This window comes from uncultured Mailhella sp. (assembly GCF_963931295.1).
In the GTDB taxonomy this organism is placed as follows: Bacteria; Desulfobacterota; Desulfovibrionia; order Desulfovibrionales; family Desulfovibrionaceae; genus Mailhella.
Map to the genome: position 1 here is coordinate 796,487 of NZ_OZ007001.1, position 14,085 is coordinate 810,571.

The following is a 14,085-nucleotide window of genomic DNA, read 5'->3' on the forward strand; positions in this document are numbered from 1 at the left end:
GCGCTCTCGACGTGGTTTTGTTCAATTCTTGCATAGTGTTACAGCAAAAGAACAAACGACGTATCCGCGCCCTCAACGACCCGGAGCGAGATGAAACCAGACGCCCGAGCCGGAAAGTTCCGCCTTCACGCCGCCGCCGAAGGAAAATCGACGCGGAAAATGTCTCCGCTCCCACGCAGCTTCCAGCGATTCCAGCGTGTCGGCCCGCGCTTCTCCCCCAAGTTTGCGCAGGGCCTCGGCCATGGCGCGCAGTCTGCCCGATTCGCCGAGCGCGGCAAGCGAAGCGTCGGAGAGAAACAGGCCGTCGTCCCGCTCTTCCAGCGCCAGAGCCCCGGTGACCGCCCAGTCGCGCTCGTCCCGGCGGGCGGCTCTCCAGAGGCGACGCACGCTTTCGTAAAACGAAGGATTCTCCGACAGCAGCAGCGGAACCACGTCATGACGCATGCGGTTGCGCTTCCATGCGCGGCTTCGATTGGAGACGTCTTCCTGCCACGTCAGTCCGACCCGCCGCAGCAGTCCTTCAAGCTGCGCCTTCTCCAGCATGAGCAGCGGGCGCAGCACATGCCGCCCCGGCTCGTCCACAAGGCCCTTCATGCCCCCCAGCCCGGGCCACAGCGCCCCGCGGGACAAACGCATGAGCACGTCTTCCGCCAGATCTCCCACATGATGCGCCGTGAGCACCCAGCGAGAGCCCGTCGCCGCGCGGCAGGCTTCCAGAAATTCGTAGCGGGCCCGGCGTCCGGCCTCCTCCACGCCGCAGTGCTGCGCCAGAGCCAGAGCGCCCACATTCTCGCGCTTCACAAAAAACGGCACGCCGAACCGACGGCAAAGCTCCCCCGCCGCCTGCGCCTCCGCCGCGCTCTCCGCCCGGAGACCGTGATCAAGATGCGCCGCAAACAGCGATACGCCGAGCATGCCGCGCAGCGCGCAGAACACCGTGAGCAGCGCCGTGGAGTCCGCCCCGCCGGACAGCGCCACCACCAGCCTCCTGCCCCGGATGTCCGCGCCGAGTTCCTTCTCCACAAAACGCGCCGCCCCGAGCGCCAGACGCGCATCGCACGCCTCCAGATCCTTCAGAGAAAACAATGCACGCGCCGTCATGAAAGAACTCCTTGGGAGATAAAAGAGGCGGGGGAAAACCTTTTGAGAAAGGGCCCTTCCCCCGAGCCTCGTCCTCCTTCCTAAAACTTTTAATGGAGGGGGTAAATTCTTTAAATGGGGAGGGAACGGTTGGGGAAACCCGGTTTCGCCGCAGGCTCGTTTCGTCGGCAGGAAGAACGACAGGAGGAAAACCCCGTGCGCAAAACGCGGAGAACGGCGGTTCAGGCTCCAGTCGGCCGGCTGAAAAACGCCGCGCGCAAAACTTGGATAACAGGGTTCCCGAATCCAGCCTGCGGGCTTGCTCCCCCCCGTGCGCGAAACGCCGGACAGCAGCGTTCAGCGCAAACGCGTCAGGCGTCCGACCCGAGGCTCCGGCAGCGGGTTGTGCGTCTTGAGATAGTTCTCCACCACGTCCGCCACCAGCGGATCGGGCGCGGAAACCGCTCTGCCCTGCTTCAGCATGGCGTAGCCGTCGCCGCCGTCCGCAAGAAAATCAGCAAGCGCCGTCACGTAGCGGCCTTCGGGTTCAAGAGGCGTTGCGCGGCCCTGAGCATCCAGCACTTCCGCCTTCCGCACGCGCCGCCCCGCAGGAAGACTGCCGTCCACTTCATAACGCAGTCCGGCCGTCTGCAGAAGCTGCGGCCCCCGCGCGTTCTCGCCGGACACCCCGTGCTCCAGCGCCGCCAGAAGCTGCGCGCCCGAATATTCGCGCAGCAGCACCGCATTGCCGAACGGATGCACCGAAAGCACGTCGCCCCGCGTAATCATTCCCGCAGGAAGCGCCGCCCGCAGCGCTCCGCCGTTGCACAGCGCCGCCACCGCCCCGTGCGGACGCCCGTATTCCAGCATGGCGTCCGCCGTGACCATGCCGCTGAGGCAGTCTCCTTCTCGGCAGAGATCCATGCCGTCGGGCAGAGACAGGCGCTGACTGCCCACGACCTCGGAACGCAGCGCGGTCAGCGTGGCGGAGTAGCGGTCAATGAGCCGTTGCACCGCCGGATCCACCGGCATGTCGGAAGAAAGCTCCACGGCGGAACCGCTCCAGGAGCAGGGAACGCCGCTCCTGTCGAAGCGCACGGTCAGCTCGCCGAGATACTTCGCGCCGCGTCCGGCCGTCACCACCAGCACGGGCGCGCCGTTCGGCGCGCGCTCCACCACGGGATACGGCCCGTCGGACGGCGACGGACCGAGATAGCTGTGCGTGTGCCCGCCCACGATCACGTCCACGCCGTTCACCGAACGGGCGAGTCGCCGGTCTTCGGGCAGGCCGAGATGCGTGATGGCCACAATGTGCTTCACGCCCTGCGCCTCCAGCGCCTTCACTTCGCGCTCCAGCGTGTCCCGGGCCTGCGAAAACGCGGTGTGCCCGCAGGCCGCGGACAACGTTTTCACCTCGTCGTTGGCAAGCCCAACAATGCCCACCTTCTCGCCGCGCACCATTTTCACCAGATGCGCCAAGGTTCCGCTTCCCTGAAGAGGACACCCCTTCTCCGGCGTCAGATTGGCGGCCAGCACCGGCACGGGCGTCTGCTTCAGGAAGCGGGAAAGTTCTGCACAGCCCTCGTCGAACTCATGATTGCCAAGCGTCATGGCGTCCCACGGCACGACGCAGTCCATCTCCGCAATCATGGGCCACTTGTTCACGCTGTAAAAAAGCGTGCCCTGAAACTGATCGCCGGCGTCGAGCGCAATCACGTTGTCCCGGTTCCGGCGCGCCGCCTTCATGGCCGCAGCCGCGCGCCCGAGTCCGCCCGTGCTGTTCCGGCCGTCCAGACTGGCGTTGCCGCGGCTGTCCATGCCAGCAAGAAACGAATGCGTGTCGTTGGTATGCAGAACAACAAGCTCCAGTCCGTCACCTTGCCCATCCGGCGTTTCGCCCCGCGGCGCGCACGCCGTGAACAACCATGCCGCAAACAGCGCAGCCGCCACCGACAGCGTTCTTTTCTCCATCATGATTCTCACTAATTATTTCTTCTGAAACCGTGTTGCCGCCCTGCGGAACGCTTCTTCCTGCAACCGGCGCGCAACCGCGTGTCCGCGGCCGGAAATATCCCTTGTCCGGGACACGGCAGCCGCGCACGGCACAGCCGTCAAGCAAAGCCCTGACGCCCAAAAACGCGCCGGAACAGCGTTCCGACGCGTTTTTTTCATGTCTCGAAGTCCGAGCGGGTCAGGCGTCGACTATTTGGCGCGCGCCTTGCGCACGGGCGTGCCGTCGAGCCTCCAGATGCCGAAGCCCGTGAGGGCGCACAGCAGGGAGAAGATGGGCACAAACCAGTTGAGGAAGGCGTAGGGCACGAAGTCGTAGGCGCTCACGCCGAGCACGCCGGCGATGTAGAAGGCGTGGACGCTCCACGGAACCAGCGGGCAACCGATGGTGCCGGCGTCTTCGCAGGTGCGGGAGAGCACGAGCGGACTGATGTCGGCCTTTTTGAAGGAATCGAGGAACGCACGGCCGGGCACGATGACGGCCAGCATCTGGCTGCCGGTGCCGAAGTTGATGAGGTAGGCCGCCGCGAGAGCGGAAGCCACGAGACGCACGGCGGACTTGGCGCCCTTGAGAATGGCTTCGAGCAGCACTTCGAGCACGCGGGAGCGCTCCAGAACGCCGCCGAAGGCCATGCCGGAGCAGAGCAGCAGCACCGTGGGCATGATGCTCATGAGGCCGCCGCGGGAGAGCAGCGGATCGAGCTGTGTGATGCCGGTCTTGGACACGTAGCCGGACGTGAGCATGGTGGCGAGCTTGTTGAAGGGCACGCCCTCAAACACGGCAATGACCATGGCGACAAGCAGGCAGATCAGCATGACCGGCAGCACCGGATAGCGGCGATAGGCCAGCACGATCATGAGCACGGGAGGCAGGAAGGCCACGGGGCCGAGGCTGAAGTTGGCCTCAAGGCCGGTAAGGATGGCGTTCAGACTCTCCAGGGACGCGCCCTGCTGTGCGGCCACGGAACTGCCCAGAAAGGTATAGGCGACGCCCGCCACGATGAAGGCGGGAACGGTGGTCCAGAGCATGGACATGACGTGCGAGAACAGCGGCACTTCACACACCGACGCCGTGATGTTAGTGGAGTCGGACACGGGAGACATCTTGTCGCCGAGGTACGCGCCGGAAACGATGGCGCCCACGGTCATGTAGGCGGGATAGCCGAGAGCCTGTCCCACGCCGAGCAGCGCGACGCCGATGGTGCCCATGGTGCCGAAGGACGTGCCCGTGGCCACGGACGCCACGGAGCACAGCACCATGGCGGAAAGCAGGAAGTGCTCGGGAGCGATGAGTTTAAGACCCCAGTAAATGATGGCGGGAATGGTGCCCGAAGCCAGCCACGCGGCGATGATCATGCCCACCATGGCCAGAATGGCGATGGCGATCTGAATGCGGCCGAGAGCCTCGAACATGCCGTCCTGAAGATCCTCCCAGGTGTAGCCCGTTTTCAGAGCCATGACCGCGGCAAGGGCCACCGCGCCGAGCAGCGGCAGCACGGGAGGTCTCACGCCGACCACCAGCGTGCCGTACAGAATCATGGCCACGGGCAGCACGAGCGAAAGCGTGGCCCACAAAATCGACGGTTTCTTTCCTTGCGTCTCCATAGAGACTCCTTGTTGAGGATAAACGTTCCAACCCGCCCCGGGCGGGCTTATTCCGCAACCGCCCGAACGTCCGCTCCAAAAGCATGCGGCCGTCGCGCGGCATTTTGCCGCTACAGTTCCAGTCTGGTCTGTCTGCCTTCCTTCATGTCCAGCAGCGTCTGTATGCCGCAGTCCACCATGCTCGTGATGGACTCCTCGGTATAGAAGGCCATGTGCTGAGTCAGCACCACGTTGGGGAACTGACGCAGATACACCATGTCCTTGTTCTTCAAGATGTCGGTCTTGCGGTCGGCATGATAGATGCCCTGCTCGTGCTCGAACACGTCCATGGCCAGCGAGCCGATTTTTTCCGTTTCAATGCCCTCGGTGATGGCGTCGATGTCCATGAGTTCGCCGCGCGCCGTGTTGATGAGCACAACGCCGTCCTTCATGCGGGAGAGGCTCTCCCGGTTCACCATGTGACGGGTCGCGGGCGTGAAGGGAACGTGAAACGTGATGATGTCGCTTTCCCGATAGAGCGTGTCCAGATCGACGAATTCGGCCAGGGACTTCAAATCCTCGCACGGCGTGAGATTGTAGGCCAGAATGCGGCATCCGAACCCGGCAAGATCGCGTATCACGGCGGCTCCGATGTGGCCCGTGCCCACCACGCCCACGGTCTGCCTGCGCATGCTGCGTCCCATGAGACCGAACAAGGAATAGTCGTTCACGTTCTGCCGCCACATGGCGGGCTTGTAGCAGCGCAGCACGAGAAGCATGAGCATGATGGTGAAATCCGCCACGGCGTCGGGCGGATACGAGGCGTGCGCCACCCGTATGCCGAGCTCGCGGGCAGCGTCCAGATCAATGTGATCCACGCCGATGGTGCGGGTGGACACATACCGCACGCCCCTATTCTTCAGCGCTTCCAGCAGGGGGCGGTCCAGACGGCTGCGCCCGAGCACGGACACGCCTTCGGCTCCTTCAGCCTCGGCGACGGTCGCCAGGGACAGATTGGCCTCCACAAGACGCAGGGAAACAGGCAGCGTGCGGGAAAGAAGTTCCAGTTCCTGTCTTTCGTCATGACTGACTTCAAAGACAACAATGTTCATGAGCAGATCTCCAAAGAGAAACGTGTACGGAAAAACGGCCTACAGGAAGGCGGCCGCCAGACCATAGAGAATAACGCTGACAAACAGCGAAGGCAGCATGTTCAGAGTTTTGCAGTCCTTGATGCGGAGCATGGACACGCCGGACACAAGAATAAGTATGCCGCCCACCACCGAGACTTCCGTGAGAAGATCGCGGGGCACGAAGGAGCCGAGCCAGAGTCCGAGCAGATAGAGCCCGCCCTGCCAGCAGAAGAGCACGGGCGCGGCAAAGGCTATGCCGAGTCCGTAGGTGGACGCCAGCACCATGGACGTGACGAAGTCCAGCGTGGCGTTGGTGAAGAGGAAGGTGTGATTGCCGTGAACGGCGCTTTCGATGGGGCCGAGTATGGAAAGCGTGCCGATGCAGAAAAGCAGAATGGCGGTGGCCAGCCCGCGTCCGAGATCGGAACTGCCCATGCGGCGGGCCAGATTCTGGAACTTGCCGTCCCAGTCCCACACGGCGCCGAGAAAACTGCCGAGCGCCATGCTCAGAATGAACAGCACCGGATACCGGCTGTTGGGCATGTTGGACACCACGGCGTTGATCCCTATGGCCACGGCGGAAAAGCCCATGGCGTCGAAGAGGGCCTGCTGATATTTTTCCTTGATCCCCTTGCGCAGCACGCTGCCTATCACGCTGCCGCAAAGGATGGCCGCAGTATTGACTATGGTGCCTAACATATTACCTCCATCAACATGTCAGTCATCCATACCATAAATCACGCCGTCAGGTAAGCCCTTTTCAGCCCCCTCCCCTGCCCGGTCCGACGTTGCCAAGATCCGCCACTTCCTATACAAGAACAGTCGACGCATACTTCCAATGCATCATGGAGAAACAACATGCGCAAACTTCTATTGTCCTGCCTGCTGATCGCCGCTGCGCTCGTGCTCGGCCCCGTCTGCCAGGCTCAAGCCGGAGGAAAAAACATGGTCACCCTCAAGACCAACAAAGGCGACATCGTCCTTGAACTCGACGCCGAAAAGGCCCCCAACACCACCAAGAACTTTCTTGAATATGTGAAGTCCGGCTTCTATGACGGCACCATCTTCCACCGCGTCATTCCCGGATTCATGATCCAGGGCGGCGGCTTCGACAAGAACATGGTTCAGAAGCCCACCCGCGAACCCATTGAAAACGAAGCCAACAACGGCCTGAAGAACGACACCTACACCATCGCCATGGCCCGCACGCAGGCTCCCCATTCCGCCACGGCCCAGTTCTTCATCAACGTGGCCGACAACAAGTTCCTCAACTTCACCGCTCCCACCATGCAGGGCTGGGGCTACGCCGTGTTCGGCAAGGTGGTGAAGGGGCAGGACGTGGTCGACGCCATCGCCAAGGTTCCCACCACCTCGCACTATCCCCATCAGGACGTGCCGGTGGAACCCGTGATCATTGAAAAGGCCGTCATCGACTAAGATCTTTTCCTGCTCATCTTCCGGGCAGACATAAAAAACGCCTCTTCCGAACGCATCGGAGGAGGCGTTTTTGCGCTCCGCGCCTGCCCGAACACGCCGAGCCCCGGCGAGGACTCAACGTCGAACACTGCTTCCGGAAGGCCCTCCCGGAAGTCACGCAGACGAAAAACAGGCAACGAACATCCCCGCGGAAACGAGGCGGGAAAGAGCCCTTCCCGCGCAGAAGCGAAACCGGCGGAAGTCGCTCCGGCGCAGCCCCAGCCCAAACACGTTCCGCACAGTCCTGACGCAGGAAACTCGCAGTCCCGCCCAAAGCCGCAGGCCCGTCCCAAACAAGCCCGCCGCCCCCAAACGGCAGACGCCGACCTTCTCCGGGCTCCGCCGCAAAAAAACGCCCGCGCAGACCTGGGGAAAGGGTTGTTGCCGATTCACCCCGTCCCTCTTCCCTTCGTCCGGCCGAAAAAAAGGAGCCGAAGCCTCGCTCCGACTCCCGACGCGCGTCCTGCACGCCTGTTCAATGTTGATCAGCGTCGCTGCTGCGAGTCCCGGCACGCTCGTCGACGTCAGGCGACGTTTCCAGCCCGGCCGAGCGCAGCAGCGAACGGAAGAACACTCCCGCCGCTTCGCCGCCCCGTTCGGCATACCACGCGGGCGGATGCGGCAGAAGCAGCATGGCCGCCATCAGCGCCAGGGCCAGCACCGCAAGCGCCTGCACGAGCACGGCAAGCGCCATGAACAGGATGCCCAGCGCCAGAGCTCCGCACCATGCGGCGGCAAGCATCCGCCCCACCCGACGCACACCTTCGCGCCACATCACGGCCGCTGCCACAGCGCCCTGCGATGCGCGGCCAGATGCTGAAGACTCGCCGCGGCAAATATCGTTCCGGCCACGCGGTGCATGCCGCCCATGCCCGCAACCGCGCCCACGAGCGAAGCCAGAAGCGAGACGAAAAGCACCTTGTCCACCATGCGCGTGGCCCGGCGACTCAGCAGCCTGTCCACGCAGCGGGCCGACGATGCGCTCTTCTCCTCCGCATCCGGCAGCAGGGCCGCCGCCTGTTCGGCCAGCTCCATCAGCTTGTCCCGGGACAGCGTCTCCGGGTCGTAGAAAATCAGCAGCGATCCGGTCACCGGATTCACGCTTGCCTTCGTCACGCCTTCCACACCCGCCACGACGGCGGCCGCCATGTCGGCCGTGGCGGCATGCTTCAGCGCAGGATGACGCAGACGCACGCGCCCTTCAACGGCGCTCACAACGCAATCGGAAACGGAAATCATGTCATTCCCCCTTGGGCAGCGCCGGACGCATGGCGTTCAGCGACACGCCCAGCGTGGTCAGATTATGAAGCACCGCCGACGCTCCCGGCTGAAGCAGTCCGGACAGTCCTCCGAACAGAAACGCGGTATTCAGCACCATGGTGGTCAGGAAGTTGAAGTGAATGCGTTTCATCGCGCCCCGGCCGAGCTCAAGCGCCGTGACGAGTTCTCTGAGCGATCCGCCCATGAGCACCACGTCGGCCACCTCGCGGGCCAGATCCGAGCCGTCGCGCAAAGTCACGCCCACGTCGGCCGAAGACAGCGCCGGAGAATCGTTGATGCCGTCGCCGATCATGAGCACCACGCGTCCCCCGCTTCTGAGCTCCTGCACGACGCGGGCCTTGTCTTCCGGCAGCACCTGCGCTCGAAATTCCGTGATGCCGAGCCTGCCGGCCACGGCGGAAGCCGTGCGGACGTCGTCGCCCGTGAGCATGAGCACGTGCTTCACGCCCATGCAGCGAAGCTTTTCCACCAGCGCCGCGCTCTCCGGACGGAGCGGATCCTCCATGGCGATGAGTCCCGCAAGACGCCCGTCCAGGGCAAGGTAGAGCAGCGAATATCCCTCGCGGGAAAGTTCCTCCACCACGGCGTCCATGGAAGAGACGTCCACGCCTTCGTCCTGCGAAAGGTAGTGACGGCTGCCGAGCAGCACGCGCTTGCCCCGCCACTGCGAAGCAATGCCGTGCGCCACCACGTATTCCACCTCGGTGTGCTCCTCCTCGTGGCGCAGATTCCTCCGCTCGGCGCCGTGCACCACCGCTCGCGCCACCGGATGCGGAAAATGTTCCTCAAGACAGGCCGAAAGCCGGAGCACGAAGTCCTCGTCATAGCCTTCCGCCGGAATGACCCGGGCCACCTCCGGCCGCGACTGCGTGAGCGTGCCCGTCTTGTCGAACACCACGGTGTCCACAGAAGAGAGCGCTTCAAGAAAACGTCCGCCCTTGACCATGACCCTGTGCTTCACGCCTTCGTCCATGGCCGCCAGAATGGCGAGCGGCGTAGCCAGACGCAGCGCGCAGGAATAATCCACGAGCAGCACGGACGAGGCGCGCGTGAGGCTTCGCGTACACAGCCACACCAGCGCGGCCAGACCGAACGTGAAGGGCACGGCCTTGTCCGCCAGCTTCTCAAAGCGCCCCTGAATGCCCGCCTTCATCTGCTCGGACTGCTCGATGAAACGCACGATCTGCTGCATGCGGGTGTCCTTGCCCAGGCTCGTGGGCCGGACGTGAATTTCGCCCGCCTCCACCACGGTTCCCGCATAGACCGACGCTCCGCGGGACCGCAGAACGCCCATCGGCTCGCCCGTCATGGAGGACTCGTTCACCGACGCACTTCCGCCTTCCACCACGCCGTCCACAGGCACGGCAGAACCCGCGCGCACCACCACAAGATCGCTTTCCCGAAGCTCCCCGAAGGGAATGAGCTCTTCCGCGCCGTTTCTCTTCACCCATACCCTGTCCGCCTGAAGCGCCAGGTGCGAGGCCAGATTTTCCAGCGACTTCTTCTGCGTGTAGCGCTCCAGAGCGTCGCCGAAGCCGAGCAGCAGCGTGAGAAGCCCCACGGTGCTGAAGTCGCGGCGAAGCAGGGAAACGGCTATGGCCGCGCCGTCGAGGGCGTCCACGTCGAGCCTTCCGTGCGCCAGCGAGGACAGGCAGCGGCGAAGAAACGGCAGCGCCCGGGAAAAGGCCGAAACCATGTTCACGGCCACGGGCAGCAGCGGCCGCAGGCAAAGATAATGGAAAAAAGGAAACAGACTGGGCTTCTCTCCGCGCGCAGGCGCAGGCGCGGGGACGCGCCTCTCCTGCTCTCTGCCCGCGCCGAAGAGCAGTGCGGAAGCCCGGTCGAACACGCTTTCATCGCTGTAGAGCAGAAGCACGCTTCCGGTGCGCGGATTGACGCGCACGCCCTCCACGCCTTCAAGAGCATCCAGCCTGTCGGCCAGCGTCTCGGCCGTGCGCATGCCGAACGGCGCGTCGCTGCGAAGACGCGCCCTCCCCGGAATGCGATGGATCAGCATAAAATTCATGGCATCTCCCGAATACGCCGGCAAGGCGCATGCCGCCGGTCAAAAAAGAACCCGGCCCGCAAAAGAGCGTCCGGGTCGAAAAGCCGCCAGCGCGGCCCGCCGAAACTATGCTTCTTCGCTGCGGGCCTTGCGCTGCTCGGAAACCGCCTGCGCTTCGGCCACCACGTCCTCCACGTTTTCGCGCACGGTCTCGGCGCGGGCCATCACGGCGTCGCGCAGATCAAGTCCGCGACTCACAAGCTCGGCGGCAAAGGGCTTGAGATCCAGCTTGCCGCGGCTCACCGCCACCGCGCCGATGGCTCCAAGAGCCGCGCCGCCCAGAAAGAACAGACCATACTTGAGATTCTCGTTCATACCGAATCCTCCTCGAATGCAGGACAACCCTGCGCTTTTTCCTGAATGCGCCCCGACGCCGTCGGCCATCCCTCGCAACCGTTCCACCGGCAAAGGGCGATGACGGAACTATATTGAAATGGATTTTCACTGTCAATATTATAGAAAAAGAATTTCATTATCATTCACAGAAAAACTTCCTTCGAGAGCAGGAAAAAAGAACCTTTCTGCGCAGTTCCCTGCCCGAAACCTCCTTCTCTGCGCGCCGCAGAACGACGCTGCCGAGCCTCTGCGCCCACAACAGCGCCCCCTGAAAAGCTGCCCGCACTGCAGCCGGAGCGCCGCAAAAAATCAGACGACGCATGTCCGGACGAACCGCTCCGCAAAGCTGCACAGGCTTCTACATCCCTCCCGCGCTTGCGGAGCGCAACCTGCCGTTGTCCAGAACAAGCGTGGAATCTCCGTGCCCTCCCGCGCTTGCGGAGCGCAACCTGCCGGTCGTGCCTTGCCGCCCCATCCCTTCGCCTGCCTACGGCTTCGCTGACGCAAAACGCCCTCGTCCGGCTTCATCTATCCGGCCAGCTCAAGCAGCTGTGTCTGCCCCGCCGTCCGCAACGATTCGCCCGCGCCTGCCGCCGGACGTTGCTCATGCTCCCGTCCGCCGCTCCACACGCGCCGCGCCGCCAGTGCTCGACGGACGCGCCTCGCTTTAGTAGTCCCCCTGAGCTCTCTCCCCGACTTTTCCCGCGCTGCGCTTCCACGGCCGGCTTCTGCCCGCCGCCCCACCTGAACGCCGCCCCTCATCGCCAGCTCCGCCGCTTTTTTCCATGCGCCTTTCGACACACATCGATTGCCCAAGTCCTCTTTGCCAGGCGACACACGTACCTGCACGGCTCCTTCGCCCGATTGCTTCCCTTCACCTGCCCGTCCAGCACGATCTTTCCCTCTTCTCACGAGAGCTTTTCGGACGGTTCCGCCGCTCGCCTCCGGCGAAAAATTTTTCCGCATCCCCCTCGCTCCGCTCTCCTGCGCCCCAGGGCTTTTCGCACCCTTTGCGGCACGGCAGGCATGTGCAACGCCATCAAACATTCCGAAAACGCTTTCGACTTTACAGCACAGCGTTTTCATGCGATGGATAATAGAAAAACCTTTTTCTGGAGAACATATGACGAGAAAATATCCGCATCTGAGTTCCCCCATCACCCTCGGCAGAGTCACCTTCCGCAACCGCATGTTTGCCGCGCCCACCGGCGCCACCGACATCACCTGGGACTGCTGCGCCGGACCGGGGAGCCGCGCCTTCTACGAAAACAGGGCAAAAGGCGGCAGCGCCAACGTCACCGTGAGCGAGCTTGTCGTACATCCGGCTACGGACGCCTCCCACATGCTGCATCTTGAACTGCAGACTCCGGGCTCTCTGGCGAGCTTCACCATGATGGCCGACGCCATACGTCGTCACGGCGCGATTCCCAGCGTGGAACTCTCCCATTCCGGCCAGTACGCGGGCACCTATCTCGTGGACAAGGAAAAAAAGGCGTCGCTCTCTCAGTACGGTCCCTGCGACGGCGTGCGCCCCGACGGCCGCCCGGTCAAGGCCCTCGCCAAAGAACAGATTGCCGACATCGTGGCCTCCTACGGAGAAAAAGCCGCCCTTGCCAAGCGCGCCGGCTTTGAAATGGTCATGATCCACGCCGGGCACGGATGGCTCATCAATCAGTTTCTCTCCCCCTATTTCAACAAGCGCGACGACGAATACGGCGGCAGTCTGGAAGGTCGCGCCCGCCTTCTGCTCGAAGTGGTGGCCAGCGTGCGCGCCGCCGTCGGTCCCGGCTTCCCCATTGAAGTGCGCATGAGCGGCTCCGAACTCTTCGAGGGCGGCTACACGCTGGAAGACGGCGTGGAAATCGCCAAACTGCTCGACGGCAAGGTCGATCTCATTCACGTGTCGGCGGGCTCCTATCAGTTCGGCTTCTTCGACACGCATCCGCCCATGTTCTCCGAACACGGCTGCAACGTGTATCTCGCCGCCGAAATCAAGAAACACGTGTCCACGCCCGTGGCCACCATCGGCGCGCTGAACGATCCCGCCCAGATGGAGGACATCATTGCCTCCGGCAAGGCCGACGTGGTGGAAATGGCCCGCGCCCTCATCGCCGACCCCGAACTGCCTTCCAAGGTCATGGAAGGCCGCGACGACGAAATAGTACGCTGCCTGCGCTGTTTCGTGTGCATGGCCGAACGTCCCACCACGGGCACGCGCCGCTGCACGGTGAATCCGCAGATAGGCCGCGAGCAGGATCCGCCCGCGCTGCCCGCCCGCCGCGCGAAGAAGGTGCTGGTGGCCGGCGGCGGCTGCGGCGGCATGAAGGCCGCCATTGCCGCGGCTCAGCGCGGCCATCACGTCATTCTGTGTGAAAAGGAAGCCGAGCTCGGCGGCATTCTCAAGAGCGAACAGGCCATTCCCTTCAAGCACGAAATGTATCAGCTCGGCCTCACGCTCGCCCGTCAGATGGAAATCGAAGGCGTGGAAGTGCGCCTGAACACCACGGTCACGGCCGACTACGTGGAAAAGGAAGGCGCGGACGCGCTCATCATCGCCATCGGCTCCGAACCCATCATTCCTCCGCTGCCCGGCATGGACGGCAAGAACGTCATCGTGGTGAACGACTACTACCTGCGCAAACATGAATGCGCAAACTCCGTGGTCGTGCTCGGCGGCGGTCTTGCGGGCTGCGAATGCGCCATTCATCTGGCGCAGGAAGGCAAGAAGGTCACGCTGGTGGAAATGCGGCCCGAAGTGGCGCCCGACGCCAACATCCGGCATCGCCCCATCCTGCTGCGCAAACTGAAGGAACTTGTGGACGTGCGCACCGGATGCACCGGCCTTGCCGTGAAGGAAAACGGCCTGCTCGTGCGCGACGCCGAAGGCAGGGAAACGCTGCTTCCCGCCGAAACGGTCATCTGCGCCGTGGGTCAGCGCTCCCGCAAGTACGCCGATCTCGTTGACGCCGCGCCCGTCGTGCGCGTCATCGGCGACGCCGTGCGCCCCTCCACCATCACCACCGCCGTGTATCAGGGCTATCACGCCGGACTTGACGTATAAGAAACGCCGCCGGACTCCGGCGCGCGTCCCGGCCGGGCCGGAAAAATTCTCACCCGGCC

At 63.6% G+C, this 14,085-nt stretch carries 11 protein-coding genes; 2 read left to right on the top strand and 9 right to left on the bottom strand.

Annotated features, from left to right (window positions below; all coding sequences use genetic code 11):
* Positions 1-72: 72 nt before the first annotated feature.
* The 5 genes from tilS to ABGT79_RS03145 form a co-directional block, all read right to left on the bottom strand.
* Positions 73-1,101, bottom strand: a complete 1,029-nt coding sequence (gene tilS / locus ABGT79_RS03125) for a tRNA lysidine(34) synthetase TilS (protein WP_346664973.1) — start codon at positions 1,099-1,101, stop codon at positions 73-75.
* Between the two features lie 336 nt (positions 1,102-1,437).
* Positions 1,438-3,054 (bottom strand): 5'-nucleotidase C-terminal domain-containing protein, encoded by a 1,617-nt coding sequence (locus ABGT79_RS03130; RefSeq protein WP_346664974.1) that lies wholly within the window; start codon positions 3,052-3,054, stop codon positions 1,438-1,440.
* 228 nt (positions 3,055-3,282) lie between these two features.
* Positions 3,283-4,695 carry a Na+/H+ antiporter NhaC gene (gene nhaC, locus ABGT79_RS03135; protein ID WP_346664975.1) on the bottom strand — a complete coding sequence of 471 codons (1,413 nt, stop codon included), beginning with the start codon at positions 4,693-4,695 and terminating at the stop codon, positions 3,283-3,285.
* Positions 4,696-4,805: 110 nt separating this feature from the next.
* A complete protein-coding gene (locus ABGT79_RS03140; RefSeq protein WP_346664976.1) occupies positions 4,806-5,786 on the bottom strand; it encodes a D-isomer specific 2-hydroxyacid dehydrogenase family protein in 981 nt (326 codons plus the stop codon).
* Positions 5,787-5,825: 39 nt separating this feature from the next.
* Positions 5,826-6,506 carry a DUF554 domain-containing protein gene (locus tag ABGT79_RS03145; protein WP_294486892.1) on the bottom strand — a complete coding sequence of 227 codons (681 nt, stop codon included), beginning with the start codon at positions 6,504-6,506 and terminating at the stop codon, positions 5,826-5,828.
* Between the two features lie 246 nt (positions 6,507-6,752).
* Here ABGT79_RS03145 and ABGT79_RS03150 point away from each other — a divergent pair, with 246 nt between their 5' ends.
* A complete protein-coding gene (locus tag ABGT79_RS03150; RefSeq protein ID WP_346666645.1) occupies positions 6,753-7,244 on the top strand; it encodes a peptidylprolyl isomerase in 492 nt (163 codons plus the stop codon).
* A gap of 514 nt (positions 7,245-7,758) precedes the next feature.
* On the opposite strand, the gene ABGT79_RS03155 is transcribed toward ABGT79_RS03150, so the two are convergent.
* From ABGT79_RS03155 to ABGT79_RS03170, 4 genes are all read right to left on the bottom strand, one after another.
* Positions 7,759-8,025: a hypothetical protein gene (locus ABGT79_RS03155; protein WP_346664977.1), complete on the bottom strand. Its 267-nt coding sequence runs from the start codon at positions 8,023-8,025 to the stop codon at positions 7,759-7,761.
* Between the two features lie 32 nt (positions 8,026-8,057).
* The gene (locus ABGT79_RS03160) at positions 8,058-8,522 is read right to left on the bottom strand and encodes an HMA2 domain-containing protein (RefSeq protein ID WP_346664978.1); all 465 of its coding nucleotides are present in this window, start codon (positions 8,520-8,522) and stop codon (positions 8,058-8,060) included.
* 1 nt (position 8,523) lies between these two features.
* A complete protein-coding gene (locus ABGT79_RS03165; RefSeq protein ID WP_346664979.1) occupies positions 8,524-10,590 on the bottom strand; it encodes a heavy metal translocating P-type ATPase in 2,067 nt (688 codons plus the stop codon).
* A gap of 105 nt (positions 10,591-10,695) precedes the next feature.
* Positions 10,696-10,944, bottom strand: coding sequence for a DUF6110 family protein (locus ABGT79_RS03170; RefSeq protein ID WP_294486880.1), 249 nt, complete (start codon positions 10,942-10,944; stop codon positions 10,696-10,698).
* 1,144 nt (positions 10,945-12,088) lie between these two features.
* On the opposite strand from ABGT79_RS03170, the gene ABGT79_RS03175 reads away from it, so the two are divergent.
* Positions 12,089-14,026 (top strand): NAD(P)/FAD-dependent oxidoreductase, encoded by a 1,938-nt coding sequence (locus ABGT79_RS03175; protein ID WP_346664980.1) that lies wholly within the window; start codon positions 12,089-12,091, stop codon positions 14,024-14,026.
* Positions 14,027-14,085 lie beyond the last annotated feature (59 nt).

Coding starts and splice junctions, on each gene's coding strand:
- tilS (WP_346664973.1), bottom strand. CDS start 1,101: ATGACGGCGCGTGCATTGTTTTCTCTGAAGGATCTGGAGGCGTGCGAT.
- ABGT79_RS03130 (WP_346664974.1), bottom strand. CDS start 3,054: ATGATGGAGAAAAGAACGCTGTCGGTGGCGGCTGCGCTGTTTGCGGCA.
- nhaC (WP_346664975.1), bottom strand. CDS start 4,695: ATGGAGACGCAAGGAAAGAAACCGTCGATTTTGTGGGCCACGCTTTCG.
- ABGT79_RS03140 (WP_346664976.1), bottom strand. CDS start 5,786: ATGAACATTGTTGTCTTTGAAGTCAGTCATGACGAAAGACAGGAACTG.
- ABGT79_RS03145 (WP_294486892.1), bottom strand. CDS start 6,506: ATGTTAGGCACCATAGTCAATACTGCGGCCATCCTTTGCGGCAGCGTG.
- ABGT79_RS03150 (WP_346666645.1), top strand. CDS start 6,753: ATGGTCACCCTCAAGACCAACAAAGGCGACATCGTCCTTGAACTCGAC.
- ABGT79_RS03155 (WP_346664977.1), bottom strand. CDS start 8,025: ATGCTTGCCGCCGCATGGTGCGGAGCTCTGGCGCTGGGCATCCTGTTC.
- ABGT79_RS03160 (WP_346664978.1), bottom strand. CDS start 8,522: ATGATTTCCGTTTCCGATTGCGTTGTGAGCGCCGTTGAAGGGCGCGTG.
- ABGT79_RS03165 (WP_346664979.1), bottom strand. CDS start 10,590: ATGAATTTTATGCTGATCCATCGCATTCCGGGGAGGGCGCGTCTTCGC.
- ABGT79_RS03170 (WP_294486880.1), bottom strand. CDS start 10,944: ATGAACGAGAATCTCAAGTATGGTCTGTTCTTTCTGGGCGGCGCGGCT.
- ABGT79_RS03175 (WP_346664980.1), top strand. CDS start 12,089: ATGACGAGAAAATATCCGCATCTGAGTTCCCCCATCACCCTCGGCAGA.